The 17943-nt window shown below is 62.3% G+C and carries 18 protein-coding genes; 2 read left to right on the forward strand and 16 right to left on the reverse strand.

What is annotated here, in order from left to right:
• Positions 1 to 10: 10 nt before the first annotated feature.
• From fliQ to fliF, 12 genes are read right to left on the reverse strand one after another with little or no spacing between them, the layout of a single operon-like run.
• Positions 11 to 280: a flagellar biosynthesis protein FliQ gene (gene fliQ / locus SALB1_RS08920; protein ID WP_109993541.1), complete on the reverse strand. Its 270-nt coding sequence runs from the start codon at positions 278 to 280 to the stop codon at positions 11 to 13.
• 19 nt (positions 281 to 299) lie between these two features.
• Positions 300 to 1016, reverse strand: coding sequence for a flagellar type III secretion system pore protein FliP (gene fliP, locus SALB1_RS08925; RefSeq protein WP_370453253.1), 717 nt, complete (start codon positions 1014 to 1016; stop codon positions 300 to 302).
• A gap of 41 nt (positions 1017 to 1057) precedes the next feature.
• The gene (fliO, locus tag SALB1_RS08930; RefSeq protein WP_109993543.1) at positions 1058 to 1579 is read right to left on the reverse strand and encodes a flagellar biosynthetic protein FliO; all 522 of its coding nucleotides are present in this window, start codon (positions 1577 to 1579) and stop codon (positions 1058 to 1060) included.
• Positions 1576 to 2163, reverse strand: a complete 588-nt coding sequence (gene fliN, locus SALB1_RS19890) for a flagellar motor switch protein FliN (protein WP_109993544.1) — start codon at positions 2161 to 2163, stop codon at positions 1576 to 1578. Before fliN ends, fliO begins: the two co-directional genes overlap by 4 nt.
• Positions 2164 to 2165: 2 nt before the next feature.
• Entirely contained in the window at positions 2166 to 3173 is a 1008-nt protein-coding gene (fliM, locus tag SALB1_RS08940; protein ID WP_109993545.1) for a flagellar motor switch protein FliM, read from the reverse strand.
• A 2-nt stretch (positions 3174 to 3175) separates the two neighbouring features.
• On the reverse strand, positions 3176 to 3661 hold the full coding sequence (gene fliL, locus SALB1_RS08945) for a flagellar basal body-associated protein FliL (RefSeq protein ID WP_109993546.1): 486 nt from the start codon (positions 3659 to 3661) through the stop codon (positions 3176 to 3178).
• 48 nt (positions 3662 to 3709) lie between these two features.
• Positions 3710 to 5257 carry a flagellar hook-length control protein FliK gene (locus SALB1_RS08950; RefSeq protein ID WP_109993547.1) on the reverse strand — a complete coding sequence of 516 codons (1548 nt, stop codon included), beginning with the start codon at positions 5255 to 5257 and terminating at the stop codon, positions 3710 to 3712.
• A 21-nt stretch (positions 5258 to 5278) separates the two neighbouring features.
• Positions 5279 to 5719, reverse strand: a complete 441-nt coding sequence (fliJ, locus tag SALB1_RS08955; protein ID WP_109993548.1) for a flagellar export protein FliJ — start codon at positions 5717 to 5719, stop codon at positions 5279 to 5281.
• Entirely contained in the window at positions 5716 to 7107 is a 1392-nt protein-coding gene (fliI, locus tag SALB1_RS08960) for a flagellar protein export ATPase FliI (RefSeq protein WP_109993549.1), read from the reverse strand. Before fliI ends, fliJ begins: the two co-directional genes overlap by 4 nt.
• Positions 7107 to 7823 carry a flagellar assembly protein FliH gene (locus SALB1_RS08965; RefSeq protein WP_179950720.1) on the reverse strand — a complete coding sequence of 239 codons (717 nt, stop codon included), beginning with the start codon at positions 7821 to 7823 and terminating at the stop codon, positions 7107 to 7109. The genes fliI and SALB1_RS08965 overlap by 1 nt, the downstream gene beginning before the upstream one ends.
• Positions 7816 to 8820 carry a flagellar motor switch protein FliG gene (fliG, locus tag SALB1_RS08970; protein ID WP_109993551.1) on the reverse strand — a complete coding sequence of 335 codons (1005 nt, stop codon included), beginning with the start codon at positions 8818 to 8820 and terminating at the stop codon, positions 7816 to 7818. The genes SALB1_RS08965 and fliG overlap by 8 nt, the downstream gene beginning before the upstream one ends.
• Positions 8813 to 10561, reverse strand: coding sequence for a flagellar basal-body MS-ring/collar protein FliF (fliF, locus tag SALB1_RS08975; protein WP_109993552.1), 1749 nt, complete (start codon positions 10559 to 10561; stop codon positions 8813 to 8815). Before fliF ends, fliG begins: the two co-directional genes overlap by 8 nt.
• Positions 10562 to 10838: 277 nt before the next feature.
• On the opposite strand from fliF, the gene fliE reads away from it, so the two are divergent.
• On the forward strand, positions 10839 to 11165 hold the full coding sequence (gene fliE, locus SALB1_RS08980; RefSeq protein ID WP_109993553.1) for a flagellar hook-basal body complex protein FliE: 327 nt from the start codon (positions 10839 to 10841) through the stop codon (positions 11163 to 11165).
• A 375-nt stretch (positions 11166 to 11540) separates the two neighbouring features.
• Complete coding sequence (locus SALB1_RS19490; protein ID WP_255414540.1) at positions 11541 to 11687, forward strand: type II toxin-antitoxin system ParD family antitoxin; 147 nt, start codon at positions 11541 to 11543, stop codon at positions 11685 to 11687.
• 125 nt (positions 11688 to 11812) lie between these two features.
• Here the strand turns inward: SALB1_RS19490 and SALB1_RS08990 are convergent, their stop codons facing one another.
• The 4 genes from SALB1_RS08990 to SALB1_RS09005 all read right to left on the reverse strand — a co-directional run bounded on the left by SALB1_RS08990 (position 11813) and on the right by SALB1_RS09005 (position 17666).
• Entirely contained in the window at positions 11813 to 12634 is an 822-nt protein-coding gene (locus SALB1_RS08990) for a hypothetical protein (RefSeq protein WP_145961287.1), read from the reverse strand.
• Positions 12631 to 13158, reverse strand: a complete 528-nt coding sequence (locus SALB1_RS08995; protein ID WP_199678743.1) for an acyltransferase — start codon at positions 13156 to 13158, stop codon at positions 12631 to 12633. Before SALB1_RS08995 ends, SALB1_RS08990 begins: the two co-directional genes overlap by 4 nt.
• A gap of 39 nt (positions 13159 to 13197) precedes the next feature.
• Entirely contained in the window at positions 13198 to 16044 is a 2847-nt protein-coding gene (locus SALB1_RS09000) for a tetratricopeptide repeat protein (protein WP_158590691.1), read from the reverse strand.
• A 296-nt stretch (positions 16045 to 16340) separates the two neighbouring features.
• A complete protein-coding gene (locus SALB1_RS09005) occupies positions 16341 to 17666 on the reverse strand; it encodes a FliC/FljB family flagellin (RefSeq protein WP_109993557.1) in 1326 nt (441 codons plus the stop codon).
• Between the last annotated feature and the right edge of the window lie 277 nt (positions 17667 to 17943).

The raw sequence follows: 17943 nt of genomic DNA on the forward strand, positions 1-17943 counted from the left end.
GCTGATCCGGTTACTGGACCAGATTCGGGATGTTGAGGAACAGATGCCGGGTGAAATCGGTGATCTCGCCGATCAGCCACGGCCCGGCGATGATCACGACCACGAATACCGCCAGGATCTTGGGGATGAACGACAGGGTCATCTCGTTGATCTGGGTGGCGGCCTGAAACAGGCTGATCAGCAGGCCGACGAGCAGGGCGGTGCCGAGCATCGGGGCGGCGAGCATCAGCGTCAGCTTCATGCCGTGGTAGGCCAGATTCATTACGGTTTGCGGCGTCATGTCGTCTTCCCGGTCGCGCTCAATGGAAGCTTCGGGCCAGCGAGCCGATCAACAGCGTCCAGCCGTCGACCAGAACGAACAGCATCAGCTTGAACGGCAGCGAGATCGTTGCCGGCGGCACCATCATCATGCCCAGCGACATCAGCACACTGGCCACCACCAGATCAATCACCAGAAACGGAATGAATATAGTGAAGCCGATCTGGAAGGCGGTCTTGAGTTCGCTGGTCACGAAGGCCGGCAACAACACCCGCATGGGCGTGTCCTGGGGCGTCTGAATCGGGCCGACCTTGCCCAGTTTGGCAAACATGGCGATATCCGGCTCGCGTGTCTGGCGCAGCATGAAGTCGCGCATGGGGCCGGCGCCGCGTTTGAGTGCCTGTTGGAATGTGATGTTGTTATTCGCCAACGGCTGGTAGGCCACGTTGTAGACTTGGTGAAAGACCGGCGACATCACGAAAAAGGTCAGAAACAGCGCCAGGCCGAGCAACACCTGATTGGGCGGCGCCGTGGGCGTGCCGAGCGCGCTGCGCAGCAGGCTGAGCACAATGATGATCCGGGTGAAGCCGGTCATCAGCAGCAGCACGGCCGGCAGGAACGCCAGCGCGGTGAACAGCACCAGCGTCTGGACCGACACGTTCCATTCGGTGCCGCCGCTGCTCAAGGGATGGCTGATTACGCCGGGCAGGCCGGCACCGCCGCCGGTCTGGGCGGCCGCGACCCCGGTCAGCAACAGGCCGGCGACGAGAACAAGCAGGCGCAGGGCCGGGTTTCGCCTCACCGGCGGCTCCGGCCGGTGACACGGGCCAGGTTTTCCGCCAGGGCCTGGCCGAAGGTCGGGCGGGCGCGCGATCCCGGCTCATCGGCTGTCGCCGCGGTGGCCGGTTCCGCTGGCGCCGGGCGGCGGTGCAGCGCCGTGATGTGGTGCGGAGTCACGCCCAGGACGAGCCACTCGCCCTCGACTTCCACCACCACAACGCGCTCGCGCTGGCCGAGACTGCGCGAGGCGACGATCGGCAATGACTGGCTGGCGCGGTCGCGCTGGAAGCCGAGCCGCTTGAGTACCCAGGCGCAGACCAGGATCACAGCGATCACGCCGATCAGGGCGATCGAGGTTCGCCCGATCAGGTTCGCCGGCAGGTTGCCGCTGCCGGCGGGCGCTGCGCTCGCATCGGTGGTGGTGTGGGTCGTCGCCGGGCCGCTTGCCTTGCCGGCGGCCCCCGGCTGATCAAACCATGACGGCGTGATGCCGCCCGCCGGATGCGCGCCCGGCTGGGTATGGCGACCCGTATCGCTCATCGATTCAGTTTGCCGATGCGCTCGGCGCGGTCGACGATCTCAGTGATGCGGATGCCGTACTTGTCCTCGACCACCACCACCTCACCCTGGGCGACCAGATACCCGTTGATGAGAATGTCCATCGGCTCGCCGGCCAGGCCATCGAGTTCGACGATGGAACCCTGGGCCAGATCCAGCAGCTCGCGGATCGACAACCGGGTCGAGCCGAGCTCGACCGACAGTGTCACCGGGATCTCCATGATCATATCGAGATCGCGCGGCGAGGCCGGGCTGGATTCGTCGGCCAGCGGCTTGAACACGGCCTCATCGGCGTTACGCGCGCTATCGCTCGCACGGCTGGCCTGCGCCCGGGACGCGGATTTTTCCGTCTCGGCCCGTTCGTGCTGCTCCTTTTCCTGCGTCTCCTGTTGCTGTTCGGCCATCGCCTCAGCCCAGGCGGCGCTCGCGCTGTCATCGGCCGATTGCGCGGGTTCGGTCCCGGCGTCTTGTTCGGCCGCGGCCTGCTCGGCGAGAGCCTCGGCCCAGGCGTCGTCGGTCCCGGTCTGGTCCGCGTCGGTGTCGTGATCTTTGGGGGAGTCGGTCATGGCTAGATGTCCTGGGACGTATCCGTCGAAGCGTGGTCGATCATGCGCGTCACACGCAGCGCCTTGCGGTCGTTGAGGCGGCCATAGGCAGCAGCGAATACCGGCACGTCGTCGACGCGGGCGGTGATTTCGTCGGGCAGATCGATCGGCAACACGTCACCCACAGCGAGCCGGCTCAACCGGCCGATGGTGGATTGGATCGTGGTGAAATCCGCGGTCAGCGGCACGTGACTGTGCTTGATCTCACCGGCCATGCGCTGGGCCCGGGCGCGCTGCTCCTCCGGATCGGCTTTCTGCATGGCCGCATTGGTGAGGATCTCGCGGATCGGTTCGATCATCGCGTAGGGAATACAGATGTTGAAGTCCGCCCCGAAGGCGCCGACCTCAAGATGGAATGTCGTATTGACCACCAGTTCGTTCGGCGAGGTCGTGATGTTGGCGAAACGCACCTGCATTTCCGCGCGCTGGAATTCCATGTCCAGCGGATAGACATTGCGCCAGCCCTGGTCGTAGCTCTCCATGGCGAGCTTGAGCAGACGGCCGATGATGCGTTGCTCGGTATGGGTGAATTCCCGCCCTTCGGACCGGGTGAGAAACCGGCCGTCGCCGCCGAACAGACTGTCGACGACCAGAAACACCATGTTCGGCGGGAACACCATCAGCGCGTTGCCGCGCAACGGCTTCATGGCGAAGAGATTGATGTTGGCGGGCACCGGCAGGTTGCGGGTGAATTCGCTGTAGGCCTGGATCTTGACCGAGTCCACCGTGATGTCGGCGCTGCGCCGGATCAGGTTGAACAGCGACATGCGGAAATCGCGCGCGAAGCGTTCGTTGATGATATCGAGCGTATGCAGACGACCGCGGACCACCCGTTGCTGGGTGGCCGGGTCGAACGCGCGAATACGCTTGCCCGTGGCGGTTTTTTCGTCGCCGGCCGACTCGTCCTCGCCGCTCACTCCCTTGAGCAGCGAGTCGATCTCGGCCTGCGAGAGCATGTCGTCGTCGGCCATGGCTACTGAACGATGAAATCGGTGAACAGGACGTCATTGATGGCCACCGGCTTGCCGCCCTTGGTATAGGGCTTGCGCAGCGTGTCACGCAGCGTCTTGGCAATGGCGCGCTTGCCCTCGGCAGTGGTGAGCTTGTCGGCCGACTGATCGCTGAGTGTGATCAGCATGCGGTTGCGCACCTCGGGCATGTGCGCGGTCAGCGTATCCGCCGTGTCCTGGCTGGCGACGTTGAGCGACAAACCGATATAGAGCACGCGCGAGTCGCCGGCCAGATTCACCGTCATCGGGTCGACCTTGACGAAAGTGGGCTTGGGCGGCGGCGCCGGCTCGGCGGCCTCGGCGCTGCCGGCGTGACCGTGCATGAAATAGAACGCGGCGCCGCCGCCGGCCGCAAGCAGGGCGACCAGCACCGCAATGCCCACCAGCAAAAGGCTCCGGGCCGCGCCATGCTGGCGTTGGGGAGAGGGAAAGGAACGGATGTGCGTCATGTATCAAGCAACGTTAAGGGCCATATCGCTATATCGGCCGATGGGCGCTCAAGCAAAGATGTCGATGCCACCGGGACGGTGCAAATCGCGTAACGGAATGCTCTGTGCGCCGGCGTCGAGCGCGGTGTCGGCGGAAATGTCGCCGATGGCCGCGGTCTGCTGGCCGGGCTTGCCGCCGCGCGAGTCGGATCGGCCGTCGCCGCCGGCGAATGCCGCCTGGCTGTTCTGATCGCCGACCGAGGCCTGACCGAGCGACAGGCCGCCGGCCGTCAGCGCTTGGCGCAGCTGCGGGAGCGCGGCCTCGACCGCTTCGCGGACATGCGCGTGCGCCGCCGCGAAATGCAACTGCGCCTGATTATGGCTGTTGACCGTGACCGAGATATTGATCTGGCCCAACTCGCGCGGGTGCAGCTGGATCTGGGCCTGCTGCTGGCCACCGGCGCCCGCCAGGCGCAGGGTGTGCTGGCCGAGGGCCTGGTTCCAGTCATCGCTGGCGATCGGCGCGTTGAGGCTGGCCGTGGTGGCCGCGGTGCCGGTATGGGCGGCGGCCGTCTGCGGGGCTGCCGCGGACTGCAGACCCTGCCCGGCGACACCCGCCAGCGCGATGCCGTTCGCGCCCTGGCTTGCGTTGCTGCCGGCGGCATGCAGAAGGCCCGGACGCGGGCCGCCGTCGGGACTGCCGGTCGCCGAGGCGCCGGTCTGGTCGTTCGCGGTCAGCGCGGCCAGTAACTGGGCCGGGCTGTCGCCGCCGGCCTGGCTTCCGGACGGATTGTTCGATTGCCCGTGCGACGCGCCATGGCCCTCGAGACGGGCGTACAGCTGCTGCCAGGAGGCGTGCAACGAAGCCGCGACCGAGGGCCGGCCGCTCGCCGCATCGCCAACCGATCCCTGGGCCGCCCGGCCGGGCTTGATCGTCTGTGTGGTGATCAATGGCGCCTGGATCAGGGCCGCGATCGGGCCGGGCGAGTCGGTTTTCTTCGACTGATGATGGGCCTTGTCATGGGTTTTGCCATGGGTTTTGTGGTCGCTCGCCGCATTCCCTGGGCCCGATGACCGGCGCTTGTGGTTGTCGAGCGCGGCGGTTTTCGTCTCAGCGCGTGTCGCGGCGGCGGTCTGCGCCTGCGCCGCCGTGGTCTCCGGCCGAGTGCTGGCCGGCCGGCCACCCGCCGAAGCGACCGGGGGCTGTGTCTTGTCTGCCGCCTTTTTCGGAGCGCTTGTTTGGGCTGCCAGCAAAGAGCTGGCGCTCAGGCGCTGGCGGGTAATGTGTTCGTGCTTGTCGGCCGAGGTCGGTCCGGTGTCGTGTGTTGCCGCGTCGCGCCCTTTTGCCTTGTCGCCGGCGGCGGTCGTCGTGCCGGCAGCCTGCTTTGCATCGTGCTGCGGCCCGTTTGCGCGCGCGTCGCTCGGGTGCGCGGCATCGTCATGCGGCGCGGCGTGGCCGCTGTGTTGTGTCTGTTGGTTGTGATCGCGTGCCGCACGCGACGTCGCCAGCGTGCGCGAGAAATCGCTATCGCCACCGCCGGATGCTTTGGCCGTTGTCGCGGCCTTCGGCGCGGCGCTATGCGTGGCCGCAGTCACTGTCCCCGGATCGATTGCCATGGTTCCCCCCGCTGGATTCGATCAGCCGTTCGCCCGGCGCGCTGCGCGCCCGGCGGCTTCGTCATTGTCTTGTTGCTCGCGCCGCGCGTCACGCCGTGCCGCTTCGGCACGGCGGCGTTCTTCCAGCGCGTCGAAGGATTTCAACCGACGCTGGCGGTCCTGCCACTGGCTCTTGCCATCCGCGAGCCGATGTTCGCTATGGGCCACGATGCGTTCCTGCTGCCCGATGGCCTCGTCGAGCGCGGCCAGAAATCGCTGGTCGTTGTCCAGGCGGTGCATCGACAGCCCGTTGGCCATCGCGCGCGCCAGCCGTTCGCCGTATTCGGCACGGTAGGCGATCAGCGCTTCGAGCTGCGCCTGGCTCTGCGCCCGCTCGCCATGCAGCGCGCCCAGTTCGGCCGCCGCAGCGTCGCGTTTTTCGGTGGCCAGTTCGATCAGAGCGTTGAGCGAGGATTGATTCATGACGACGCGTCGGTGCCGGTAACGAGATCGGCCAGCCAGGCTGTGGCGTCGCCGTGGTTGCTGCGTTCGCCCATGCCCTGCTGCAGAAACTCTTCCATGCGCGGATGCAACGCGATGGCCGTATCCAGGGTCGGATCGCTGCCGGCCTGGTAGGCCCCCACGGCGATCAGATCCCGGCTGCGCTCATAGCGCGAGAACATGCGTTTAAAATACTGCACGCGCGCAAGCTGCGTTTCGTCGATAAGCGCCGTCATTGCGCGGCTTATTGACGCTTCGATATCGATCGCCGGGTAGTGGCCGGCTTCGGCCAGGTGACGCGAGAGCACGAAATGCCCGTCCAGAATGGCGCGTGCGGCGTCGGCGATCGGGTCCTGCTGGTCGTCGCCTTCGGTCAGTACCGTATAGAAGGCGGTGATCGAGCCGCCGCCGGCCGCGGCGTTACCGGCGCGCTCGACCAGCGTCGGCAGGCGAGCGAAAACCGACGGCGGATACCCCTTGGTGGCCGGCGGTTCGCCGATGGCCAGTGCGATTTCGCGCTGGGCCATGGCGTAGCGCGTAAGCGAGTCCATGATCAGCAGAACGTTGAACCCGCGATCGCGGAAATCCTCGGCGATCCGGGTGGCGTAGTCCGCGCCCTGCAGGCGCAATAGCGGTGAGGTATCGGCCGGGGCCGCGACGACCACCGCGCGGGCCAGTCCGGCATCGCCCAGGATATTGTCGATGAAGTCCTTGACCTCGCGGCCTCGTTCGCCGATCAGGCCCACCACGATCACGTCGGCCGCCGTAAAGCGCGCCATCATGCCCAGCAGCACGCTCTTGCCGACGCCGGAGCCCGCAAACAGGCCGAGACGCTGGCCGCGACCGACCGTGAGCAGGGCGTTGATCGCCCGGATGCCGGTATCCAGTACCTGGCTGATCGGGGCGCGTTTGAGCGGGTTGATGGACGGCGCGATCAGGCCGGCATGGTCGGCCTCTGCGGGGATCGGGGCGCCGTCCAGCGGCCGGCCGCGTGCGTCGAGCACCCGCCCGAGCAGGGCCGGGCCCACTGGCACGGATTTCGCCGCCCCCGGCGCCGCGCCGGGCGGGCCGAGCACTGGCCAGACGCGGGCGCCGGCAATCAGTCCGGTGGTTTCCACGAACGGCATGAGCAGCAGGGACCGGCCGGAGAAACCCACCACCTCGGCCTCGGCGTGTTCGCGCCCGCTGATCTGTTCGATCCAGCAGTGCGCGCCCAGCGGCAGGCGCAGTCCGACAACTTCCAGCACCAGTCCGCTGGCGCGCACGAGCTTGCCGCGTTCGCGTACCCGCGGGGTGGCGGCCACGCGTTGGCGCATGGTGGCCAGGCGTTCATTCCAGCCGGCCAGCCGATCGTCGGCCGAGACGTCCATCAGTGCTGCTCGTGGCCAACCGCCTGGAGCAGGCGCGCCCAGCGGTCGGCGTGTGTACTGTCGATTTCGCGCTCGTCGTCCTCGATGCGGCAATCACCGGGCGCCAGCGACACATCGGCGCGCAGCCGCCAGCCGGCGCCGGCCAGGCTCTGGCCCAGATGATGTTCGATGCGGGCCAGATCGTCGGCGGCCACATACAGCGTCGGCGATCCGGTCAGCCCGGGGTGGTTCTCCAGCAGTTCCTGGATGTCGTCGAGAATGTGCTCGGGCTGGATCTCGAGCGCGCGCCCGGCCAGTTGTCGCCCGGTCTCGATCGCCAGCTCGACGAGCTGGTGGCCGATGCGTTCGTCGAGTGCGGCCGTGGCCTGGCCGAATTGCGTGATCAGTCGTTCGATCGGCGCCAGACGCTCGGCAATCTCGGCATCCACCCGGGCCTGGAGTTCGGCGCGAATCTTGGCTTCTCCCTCGGCATAGCCCGCGGCATAGCCCTTGGCGTGCCCGGCCTCGTAGCCCTTGTTCTCGGCTTCTTCCTTGGCCAGTTCGAACAGCGTCATGCTGATCTGATCTTCGCGGCGACGCCGGGGCGGCGTCTCCGTCGAGCCCTCGCCCTGCGTCGCCTCGGACTGCGTGCGGTCGTGCTCGCGTGGCGCGACGCGGCGCTCCAGCGGCGTCATTCGCCAGGGCTGCCAATGGCGGCCGCGCGAGGCACTAGACATATTCATCGTCGTCGCCGGTCAGGGTGATTTCGCCGGAATCGGCCAGGCGGCGCACGATATCCAGAATGCGCTTGCGTTCGGCCTCCACTTGCGACAACCGCACGGGGCCGCGCATTTCCATATCCTCGCGCAGCAGATCCGCGGCCCGCGTTGCCATGTTGGAGGTGAAGCGGGAGAACAGGGCTTCGTCGGTGCCCTTGAGCGCAATCGCCAGGGTGTCGTTGTCGACCTCGGTGAGAATACGCTGCATGGTGCGGTTTTCCGCCTTGACCAGATCCTCGAACACGAACATTTCGTCGATGATGCGCTGGGCCAGATTCTCGTCATGCTCGCGCACACTCGCCAGCGCCGCTTCCTCATGTGCGGAGTTGAGCAGGTTGAGGATCTCGGCGGCGGTGGACACGCCCCCCATCTTGCTGCGTTTGAGGTTCTGGCCGTCCAGCAGACTGCCGAGAACCTCGGTCAGCTCGGCCAGCGCGGCCGGCTGCACGCCGGAGAATGTCGCCACGCGCAGGATGACGTCGTTGCGCAGCCGGTCCTCGAAGCACAGCAGGACGTCGGCGGCCTGGTTGCGTTCCAGGTGCACGATGATGGTCGCGATGATCTGCGGATGCTCGTCGCGGATCATCTCGGCCACCACGTTGGCCTCCATCAGGTTGAGCGCATCGATCCCCGAGCCTTCGTTGCTCTCGAAGATGTCCTCGAGCAGGCTGGCCGCGCGCTCCTCGCCCATCGCCTTCACCAGCACCGAGCGGATGTGGTCGCTGGAGTTGATGTTGATGGCGCCGTACTGGTCCAGCTCGTCGTTGAACTCGCTCAGGACCTCCTCGATCTTCTCCGACGAGACATTGCTCAGCGCGGCCATGCGCATGCCGAGCTGTTGCGCGTCGCGGCTGGACAGGTGCTTGAAGACTTCGGCCGCGGTATCGTCGTCCAGCGCCATCATCAGGATGGCGCTACGGTCGAGTCCGCTTTTGCTGGTACTCGCGCTAGCCATCTTCTTTCATCCAGTCCTTGACGATCATGGCCACCATGCGTGGGTCTTCGCGCGCGGCTTCCTGGGCATTGCGGATGGCGTCGTGGTGACGACGGCGCCGCTGGGTGCGCAGCGCCTGCTCGGCTCCGTCGTCATCCGCTTCGGACTCACCTGTGGCGGCCGCCGGCGCGCCGGCATTACCGCGGCGCGGCGCGGCGACTTCGCCGAACAACCCGCTGCGCTCGGCCAGCGGGCGGACCAGGCGGCGCCACAGCAGCCAGGCGACGATGGCCAGAACCAGATACTTCAGAGCCTTGATCGCCATGGCCTGCAGGGTGGGGTTTTGCCACCATGCCGGCGCGGTCGCGACCGGTTTGGCGGGCGCGGCCGAGAACGGCATCTGCAGGACTTCCACCGAGTCGCCGCGATTCGCCGAATAGCCGACCGCGCCGCGGACCAGGCTGCGAATCTGGTCCATCTGTTGCTTCGACAGGCCCTTGGGTGGCTTCTTGCCGCTGCCCGCGGTGCTGCCCACCGCGTTCTGATTGATCACGACTGCCACCGACACGCGCTGCACCTGCCCAATCGGGTCGGTGACATGGGCGATGGTGTGGTTGAGCTCGTAGTTGGTGGTATCGCTCTTGGCGGTCGAAATACGCCCAGAGTTGTCGAGACCCAGCGCACCGTTGCTCTGCAGCGACGAACTGTTATTGCCGTTGCCACTGTTCGCATTCGTCCGATTGCCGGCGCCCTTCCTGCCGCCCGACTTTTTCGGGTTGTTGATGGGCGAGGGCGGGTTCGGTGTCGGCTGATTGCTCAGCGCGCCCGGCACGCCGCCCTGCTTTGCGTTCTTGTCGACCTTCTGGCTGGTCTCGCGGCTGCGAATTGCGGCCGGCTTGTTGCCGTTGTTGGGGCCGTAGTTCTCGCTGGTGTGCTCGCGCTTGGCGAAATCGAGATCGGCCACCACCTGAGTGCGCACGTTGTCGGCTCCGACGATCGGCGCCAGCAGGTTCTGGATGCGCTGCTGATACGTCTTTTCGACCCGTGACGTATAGGCCAGCCGGGTGCCGTCGACGCCGTCTGCGTTATCGCTTTTCGATAACAGGTGGCCGCGACCATCGACGACGGTCACCGCATCCACCGGCAGGCCGGGGACCGCACTCGCCACCAGATTCTGGATGGCATTAACCTGGCCCTTGGCCAGCGCGCGCCCGGAATACAGATCCAGTACCACCGAGGCCTTCGGCTTTTTCTGCTCGCGCACGAATACGCTGGATTTGGGCATGGCCAGCTGGACGCGGGCGCTCGAGACTTCGTTGATGGTCTCGATCGAGCGTTCCAGCTCGCCGGCCAGCGCGCGCTGGTAGTTCACTTTTTCCGCGAACTCGCTGATGCCGAACGGCTCGTTATCCATCAGCTCGAAGCCGGCGCCGCTGCCCTTGGGCAGCCCGTCGCTGGCCATCTTCAGCCGTATGCGGTCAACCTGCGAGCGCGGCACCATGATCGTGCTGCCGCCGCCGGTGAGCTTGTAGGGCACCTGCATCTGATCGAGCCGCGCGACGATCTGGCCGCCGTCGCGGTTGGCCAGGCCGGAATACAGCACGGCATAGTCGGGCGAACGCGTCCACAGCAGCAACGCCACGAGGACCGCGACCGCAGCCGCCACGCCGAGGATCAGCGCAAGACGCGGTGACGCGCGCAGACGGGCCATAATATCGGCCAGACCGCCGTTCGTCGAAGCTTGGGCTTCGGCGCTGCTCATCCATGTCCCCCCGTGGCGCGGACCTGCCTGGCAGGTGCGACCGCTTGAATTCCCTCGTGGCGCCGTAGTGCCACATTGCAGTGGCGGCAAGCGAACGGTGTCGCAGCAGCGCCGGGGCCCGATTATTCCGCAGACGTCAGATTTCTAAGCGTTGAATAGCCCGCGATTCGTGCGCTATTTGATCCAATGGCGAACGGCAGTGCTGCGCTAGCCTCGCGCGTTGAGAGGCTGGCGATCTATGTGTCCGGCCTCGCGAAATGGCATGCAAGGGGGACGTATGACGATCAACGCAGGCGGCATGGGGCCGCTGTTACAGCAAATGCAGGCGGCAGCCCAACAGGCGGGCTCGGGCGCCGACAACAAGGCGAGTGCGGCCCCGACGCCGAGCTTCGCCGAGGCGCTGACCCATTCGATCGACCGGATCGATGCGCTCAAGACCGACGCCATGAACGCCGGCAAGGCCTATGAAAGCGGCGCGCCCGGCGTGGGCCTGAACAACGTCATGGTCGACATGGCCAAGGCGGACGTGGCCACCAATATGGGCATCCAGGTGCGTAATCGCGTGGTGAACGCCTACAAGGACATCATGAATATGCAGGTGTGATGCAACTGACGCCCAGACGGTAGCAAACAGGGGCATATCCATTCGTCAGTGCCCGGGCACGAATGGGTGCGCCGCGCGCCCACCTGCTCGCCGCCGGGTCTTTTGTAATGCCGCGTGACTAGACCGCCGCGGCCGTGGACGACGCGATTTGTATGCGACCCGCCTCGCTCGCAGTTCGGCGCAGAGTGTGCGCGTCAGCTTGACCCAGGCTTCGTAAGCTTTTTCGCAGTGCCTGAAATTCGCCGCTCTGTGTGAATCAATCACGCAGTTGGGGATGGTTCATGGCCCGAACAACGCGCGTGACGATGGTCCGCAGTGGGACGAATTCGTCGGACGCCTGATCGCGTCGGTTGTTATCGTTCGAAAAGCTAGGTCATGCGGTCAGCGCTTCGATTGCGCGAGCGTCAAGAGAATCAGTTGTCGGCGCTGAGAGAGGCAATAGACGCAAGCGCGCACAGTGGTGAAAGCGTTGAATCCCGTAATGACATGGCAGCGCGGGTGAAGCAGAAACACGATGTATAGGCTGTCGCGCCTGGCAGCCGACGGCTTCGCACCCTTCCTCGCCTCCGTAACTCGTGAGTAGACTTGCCCTCTCTCTCTCCTTTTCCTCTGCCATGCATGAGTAGTCTATTAGCTTGGCGCCGGGTTTAGCTCACCTTCCCCGATAGCCGGCTGTCGAAAAATACGCACCCCCTAACCATATCGATAAACAAGGGGTCGAAAAAAGCAACGCGGTCGATAACTTCCGTTTCTTCGAGGCCGTAGTCGATTTCGGGTTCCTCGTTATTTCCGCCTCTGTTCGGATTATGGTGAAGCGCTGTAACCCGTTTGTGTTGTTCTCTCGCTCTTTCAGGCTCCGAGATCGTCAACCCAAGATGCTTGCCTATGGCCATCGTGGTGTCAAAATCCTGAAGCTCTCCAGGTGAGGTCCAGACATACTGTTTGCCGAGATCCGTGCATATTTTCTGCGCGTACAATTGCCGGTGATAAGAATCTAGAACGCCCCAGTAGCAAAGCTGATAGTTCGTCAGGCTATCAACGTCAAAGATCGGTAGCGACCCCGGGGCAGAAGGGTCCGAGGAATAATGCTGTCCCATCGGCGTTCGTGCCGGATAACTGCCCCGAACATAAAGACTTTTTGCCGTGTCTCTAAAATTCCTATTCAGGAAGATTAGATTCGGGCAGATTCCCATGCGAGCCAACGGGATTAGGAACCCTTTCCCGAAGACGTTGCTGGTCTCAGCGTAGTGCTTTGCTTTGCTCTCGTTTATTTTTTTAATCTTTTTTTTTAGAAAATCGATCGCAAAGCGTGGGTCCTGTTTTATATCTGGAAAGATGCTGGCGTAGTTCGGTTCTGGTTCGTGCTCACTATGGATGTGATCGAATAGTTTTAATACCTCGGCCAGCATTGTCGTACCGGTGCGGCCGTGCGTCACTGTAAATATCAGATTTTTTTTTGTAGAGATCACAGTTTTGTGCCGTCAGTTTTTTGAATAGGCTTGGCTGGGCGTCCCGCAACAATCGTATTGGCCGCGACATCTTTAGTGACTAGGCTGCCTGCTGCGACGACGGCGTTTTCTCCAATGTGTGCCGGGCCGAGCACCGTGACTCCTGAGCCGAGCCAAACGCCTCGTTCCAGGACGATATCTCGTCCGCTATCCGGTACTGCGTTCAGCCGGTTCATGCCCGTCTTTTTATAATCATGAGTACCCGTCAGGAGCATGCAGCGATGGCCGAAGAAGCAGTCCTGTTTGATCGTGACGTGTCCCGACCGCGTGTTTACGAGCAAATCGTTAATTGGAACCGTAGCAGCCTCCATGTGCAGGCGGCTGCGGTCACCCCATATTCGTGGTTGCCTGAGTTCCAAGTCCGCCATGATAGGCATCAAGAGCTTGGCCAACGCGTTCAATTCTTTTTTCTTGGCCGTTCTAAGAATTGCGAGAAACTCGCTTTCGCCGGCACGCTGTCCTACACGACGGTCGCCTTTCTCCATGGGCTTCATGTTTTGTATTGGAAGCATCGTATACAGCCTCTAGTTCAATAGCTGGTCAATTTCTCGGGATATAGACTCATCGCCAATGCCGTTGGAGTGGGCGGAATGACATGACTGTCCTTCAAAACGGGTAATTTCGGAAGCGTTTTTGTGCAGGTCTTGCCAGTAGTGATCCGCCAAGGCGGCCCCAGTTTCCGATAACAGCCAGTACGCGAGGTCATATATTTCGTAGACGTGGTGGAGGAGGAAAGCAAGCTTTACGCGCTGGTTGTCGCTCAGCGTTTTCAATCTCGGTTGTGTCGGCAACAGCAGGGCGTTGGCTGATACCAGTTCCGAAGTGTGATGCTGCCTCGCTTCTGCGAAAGGCTCGGGGAGATAGCTGCGATGCAGCGGGTCGACGAAGCGAAAGAAGCGGAATCCGTTTCGAGTGGCCCAGCTCTGTAGATCGCCAAAATTTGGCTGGTTTGCGTGGGTTGGTTGGAATGTCACACGCACTTGGATTATCAATGTGCTCGCCAGAGCATGTCTGCCGTGATCTAGAATAGCCTTGCTGTCGTTGAGTTCGTCTAGTGTTAGCCAGTCCACGCGAGGAAGGCCGTCGATATCGTCGAGGGCGATCGTATTCAGTGGTAGCTTGGCAATTACCTGAGCGTCGTTTTCATTTGCATCTTCTCTGATCAGCGGCTGGAGTGACGAAGTGAGCTCGGGGTCAATACAAGCATGGAGATTACCGGTGCGACCATCGCCCAACCCGATGTTCGGATAATAGTGAACCGACTCCCGCTGGATTGCGGGTTTGTTGCGAGCTTTGCTTGCAGGGTCGAATAGGACTAACTCAAGTGCCCCCTGGGCCAGCATGTCGAGCGTTGCTTGTACATTGATGCTTCGGGCGCCGCTGTCGACGGCAATTATCTTGCCGTCGAATTGCCATTCGAAGCTGTCGTCTGTTTCTGATGTTGGGTGCTGAAGTATCTCGGCATCAGCTTGGTCTGCAAACCATGCCTTACCCTCTAGATCGATCGTCAGAGGCGCTGGAGCTTGCTCGCGACAGTAACGCTGCCAGATCGCACGCATCGCCGTTGTAAAATGCCGTGCGAACTGCTCGCCATCACAGACCGGCGATCGCAGCAGGACATCGCGCAACAGGCGCCGGATGGTGGCGAGATTGTCCAGATCTTCGGCGAGTTCGATCACGCGTGCCCGGTAGTCGTCCCAGCTGGTTACCACCAGTTCCGGCATGCCGGCGTTGATCAAATGGGTGGCGCTGTGCCGGCCAGCGAAGGTCGGCCCGGGGAGGGTGACGACCGGCACGCCCATCAGGAAGCTTTCGCACGTCGTGAGGCCGCCGGAATAAGGCCACGGGTCGAGTGCGATATCCACGCGGTTATAGGCTTCGAGCATCTCGCCGTTGTCACCCGGCCCTTCGAGTATGAGTCGCTCGCGTCCGATACCGTTTGCTTCGAACGAGGCATAAACTTGGTCGCGGAATTCTGGATGGACATAAGCTCGACCCTTGAGCATGAGTTTAGAGTCGGACTTCGCTTGCAGTATTTTCGCCCATTCGCCAAGCGTGACTTCGTTGAGCTTGGTTGGGTTGTTGAAGCAGCCGAAGGTGACGTAACCGTTGACCGAGGCCGGCAAATCTCTGATTTTTGGGGTGTAAGCTGGGGGGTCGAATACAATATAGTCATTTGGCATTCGGATGAGCTTTTCTGAATAGAAAGCATCCTCTCCAGCTGGCGTCTGAATCGTGTCGCTGAGAAGATAATCGATCGCGGTCACGCCAGTGGTGTTGATCAAGCCGCCGACCCACTTGACGATCAACGGCGCCGGCTCTAAAGCGATGGCTTGCATACGCGAGCCGCTGTTGTGGCCGGATAGATCGAAAAGGATATCGATGTTGTCGTCGCGGATGCGCTGCGCCAGAGCATCGTCTGGCAGGTGTTGTATCGGCAGCCACTGAGCAGACATGCCCTCGATCCGCGCCGTCAGTGGGTCGCGCGTGTCGTTCGAGGTGTATGCAAAAAACTCGAATTCTACGACCTTCAGATGCTCCAGACACCGAATGATCATCTTGCCGACGGGATGTTGTCGAAAGCCATCCGAGATCATGCCGATGCGAAGTTGCCTGTCGGGCCTTCGGTCGGCGGGAGTGGGGCGCGCTGGCGGGTGGGCCGGCGCAAAGCGGTGTTGCCAATCCAGCGCAATCCGACTGATTTCATCGCGATTAGCCCGAGGATCATAGTGCAGGCCAGTGATCCAGTTGGAAAATGGCGCGGGGTCCGCAGGATTGAGTTCGGCCGCCTGTTGATAGCAGCGGTTTGCGTCATCGATAAGCGCAAGGTCGCGATACGCGTTGCCGATATTGTTCCAGTGGTGATAATTACTCGGCTCGCGCTCGATCAGACGTTTAAGGTTTTCGATCGCCTCACCATATTTGTCATTTTGGTGTAAAGCTTGCGCCAGTAGCGCTTGTACCTCCGTATTGTTCGAAGCGGAGTCGGTTGCGCACTGAATGCACTCCAGAGCTTGTGGCGCTTGGTTTCGATCCAGGTGGATGCGTGTCCGTATGGTCAGCGCCAACACGCAATCCGGGTCGTGTTGCTGGGCGAGGTCGAGATGCGTCAAGGCTGCATCGTTCTCTTGCTTAAGATATAAAATGTGCCCGAGCCGTGCGTGATGATCCGAGCATCGTGGCCTTAGCTCCAGAGCGCGCTCAAAGGCTGCGCGAGCATCGTCAAGACGTTGTCGTCGTAGCAAAGCCAGGCCCAAGGTGTGCCACGCGCCGTCGTCACCTGGGCGGCGTCGTGTGTTTTTTTTTGCCTGGGCGACGCTAAGTGGCGCCGAGCTGTTTTTGGGCGAGCGTGTGGATTTTCCTGCGGCCATAGATGTCTCTCGGGCGGTCAACATGCCTTAGTTTCGCTGACACGATGGTGCGGTCTGTCGCAACACCGGTTTGGAGGCGCGTTGACTTGTGAAATCTGCATTGCCAAGCCGAGTATGCGTGAGCGGCGTTACAGTCAGTGCCGAGAAAACCGACCGGAAATGCAGCTATTTGTAGCGTTATTGGCGGGGCTGGACACCTGGCGGCTGACGGCATGTTGATGGTCGGCTGCAAATAAAAGGGCACCGCTATGCGGTGCCCTTCCTTCCTTCCTTCCTGCTTGGATAGCTTCGAAGGGTTACTGCAGCAGGGACAGCACGCCTTGGCTGGACTTGTTGGCCTGGGCCAACACCGAGGTGCCCGCCTGCTGAAGGATCTGGGCCTTGGACATCGACGACACTTCGCTGGCGTAGTTCGTGTCTTCAATGCGGGAACGTGCCGAACTCAGATTCGTCGAGGTCGAACTGATGTTGTTGATGGCCGAATCCAGACGGTTTTGTACGGCGCCGAGGCCACTACGGAAGCTGTCGATTTTATTGAGGGCGTTATCGAGCTGAGCCAAAGGATCACTGGTCGCCGATTTAGCACTGATAGCGGTGGCGGTAACGTTAGATACGGCGCTGCTGCCATTATTGGCAATAACGCTCTGTACCTGAGTCGATACATCGTTGGTGCCGGCACTAACGACACCGGTCTTGGCATCGATGTTTGCATTCAGGTAGCCGCCGGCGGAGGTCTTGACGACATATTGCGTGCTGCCGTTGCTATCCTGATAAGACTGCAATGTGCCGCCGTTGCTGGTAATGGCAGCCGTATTCAGTGTTGTTTGGTTGCTCTCGACCTGAGCGTTATTGGCGACAGCAGCAATATTCGAACCATTTTTTACAGCTGACGTGATATCGGTGCTGCCGGCAGTGACGTCGCCATTCGTGGAATCAATCTTCGCTGCGAGGTAAGTTGTGGTGCCGCTGTTAACATTTTTAATGGCATATTGCTTGGCGCCACTCGCGTCACTGTAAGAAACCAATGACTGAGTCGGAGTCGAGGTGTTCAATGCGCTTGTATTAGCAGTAACCTGAATGCCGCCACTGCCATTGACATTAAAGCCGCCAAGCCCCAAAGAAGCCGTATCGGTCTGCTGCAGATTGATAGAAATCGACTGGTTGTCGTTCGCGCCGACCTGAATCGATATACTCTTCTTGGTGCCATCCAGGACGTTAGTGCCGTTGAACGAGGTCTGTTTGGAGATACGGTTGATCTCGTCCATGCGCTGGTTGATTTCGTCCTGGATCGAGCTCAGGTCAGACTTGGAGTTCGTGCCGTTCTGGGCCTGGACGGTCAGCGAGCGGATGCGCTGCAGGTTATCGTTGACCTGATTAAGGGCGCCTTCGGTGGTCTGCGCCAGCGAGATGCCGTCGTTGGCGTTCGAGGACGCCTGGTTCAGGCCGTTGATCTGGCTGGTCATGCGGTTGGCGATGGCCTGGCCGGCGGCGTCGTCCTTGGCCGAGTTGATCTTGCTGCCCGAGGACAGACGCTCGATCGCGGTGTTGAGCTTGTCCTGCGACTGCCGCAGATTGTTCTGCGCGGTGAGGGACAGAACGTTGGTGTTGACGGTGAATGTCATGTCGAGATTCCTCTCAATGCGTGGTGGTAGTGACGGGGTCTTGACCCGTTGTTGCGGCCGTTGTTGCCCGCCGCTGATGTTTTATCGTCGGCTTGCGCCGGAACTTTAGGCCCGGGCCGGCCCGGGCCGTGGGGGCGAGGTGCGGGGTGGGGCACGGCCCGCGTTCCGATCCCACGATTAGTCGACGAAAACGCGGTTTATTCAGCCCATCCGCGGCGTCGTGGCTGGCGCAGACTCGGTATTGGGGACTCTTGTTAATGTTCGGGCGAACCCGCCC

The organism is Salinisphaera sp. LB1, from assembly GCF_003177035.1.
Classification (GTDB): domain Bacteria; phylum Pseudomonadota; class Gammaproteobacteria; order Nevskiales; family Salinisphaeraceae; genus Salinisphaera.

Bases quoted from the DNA above. Each gene is read 5' to 3' on its own strand.
- fliG (WP_109993551.1), bottom strand. From the start codon at position 8,820: ATGGCTAGCGCGAGTACCAGCAAAAGCGGACTCGACCGTAGCGCCATC.
- SALB1_RS08950 (WP_109993547.1), bottom strand. From the start codon at position 5,257: ATGGCAATCGATCCGGGGACAGTGACTGCGGCCACGCATAGCGCCGCG.
- fliI (WP_109993549.1), bottom strand. From the start codon at position 7,107: ATGGACGTCTCGGCCGACGATCGGCTGGCCGGCTGGAATGAACGCCTG.
- fliJ (WP_109993548.1), bottom strand. From the start codon at position 5,719: ATGAATCAATCCTCGCTCAACGCTCTGATCGAACTGGCCACCGAAAAA.
- fliE (WP_109993553.1), top strand. From the start codon at position 10,839: ATGACGATCAACGCAGGCGGCATGGGGCCGCTGTTACAGCAAATGCAG.
- fliL (WP_109993546.1), bottom strand. From the start codon at position 3,661: ATGACGCACATCCGTTCCTTTCCCTCTCCCCAACGCCAGCATGGCGCG.
- fliO (WP_109993543.1), bottom strand. From the start codon at position 1,579: ATGAGCGATACGGGTCGCCATACCCAGCCGGGCGCGCATCCGGCGGGC.
- fliF (WP_109993552.1), bottom strand. From the start codon at position 10,561: ATGAGCAGCGCCGAAGCCCAAGCTTCGACGAACGGCGGTCTGGCCGAT.
- fliQ (WP_109993541.1), bottom strand. From the start codon at position 280: ATGACGCCGCAAACCGTAATGAATCTGGCCTACCACGGCATGAAGCTG.
- SALB1_RS09000 (WP_158590691.1), bottom strand. From the start codon at position 16,044: ATGGCCGCAGGAAAATCCACACGCTCGCCCAAAAACAGCTCGGCGCCA.
- SALB1_RS08995 (WP_199678743.1), bottom strand. From the start codon at position 13,158: ATGGAGAAAGGCGACCGTCGTGTAGGACAGCGTGCCGGCGAAAGCGAG.
- SALB1_RS09005 (WP_109993557.1), bottom strand. From the start codon at position 17,666: ATGACATTCACCGTCAACACCAACGTTCTGTCCCTCACCGCGCAGAAC.
- fliM (WP_109993545.1), bottom strand. From the start codon at position 3,173: ATGGCCGACGACGACATGCTCTCGCAGGCCGAGATCGACTCGCTGCTC.
- SALB1_RS08965 (WP_179950720.1), bottom strand. From the start codon at position 7,823: ATGTCTAGTGCCTCGCGCGGCCGCCATTGGCAGCCCTGGCGAATGACG.
- fliN (WP_109993544.1), bottom strand. From the start codon at position 2,163: ATGACCGACTCCCCCAAAGATCACGACACCGACGCGGACCAGACCGGG.
- SALB1_RS19490 (WP_255414540.1), top strand. From the start codon at position 11,541: ATGCGGTCAGCGCTTCGATTGCGCGAGCGTCAAGAGAATCAGTTGTCG.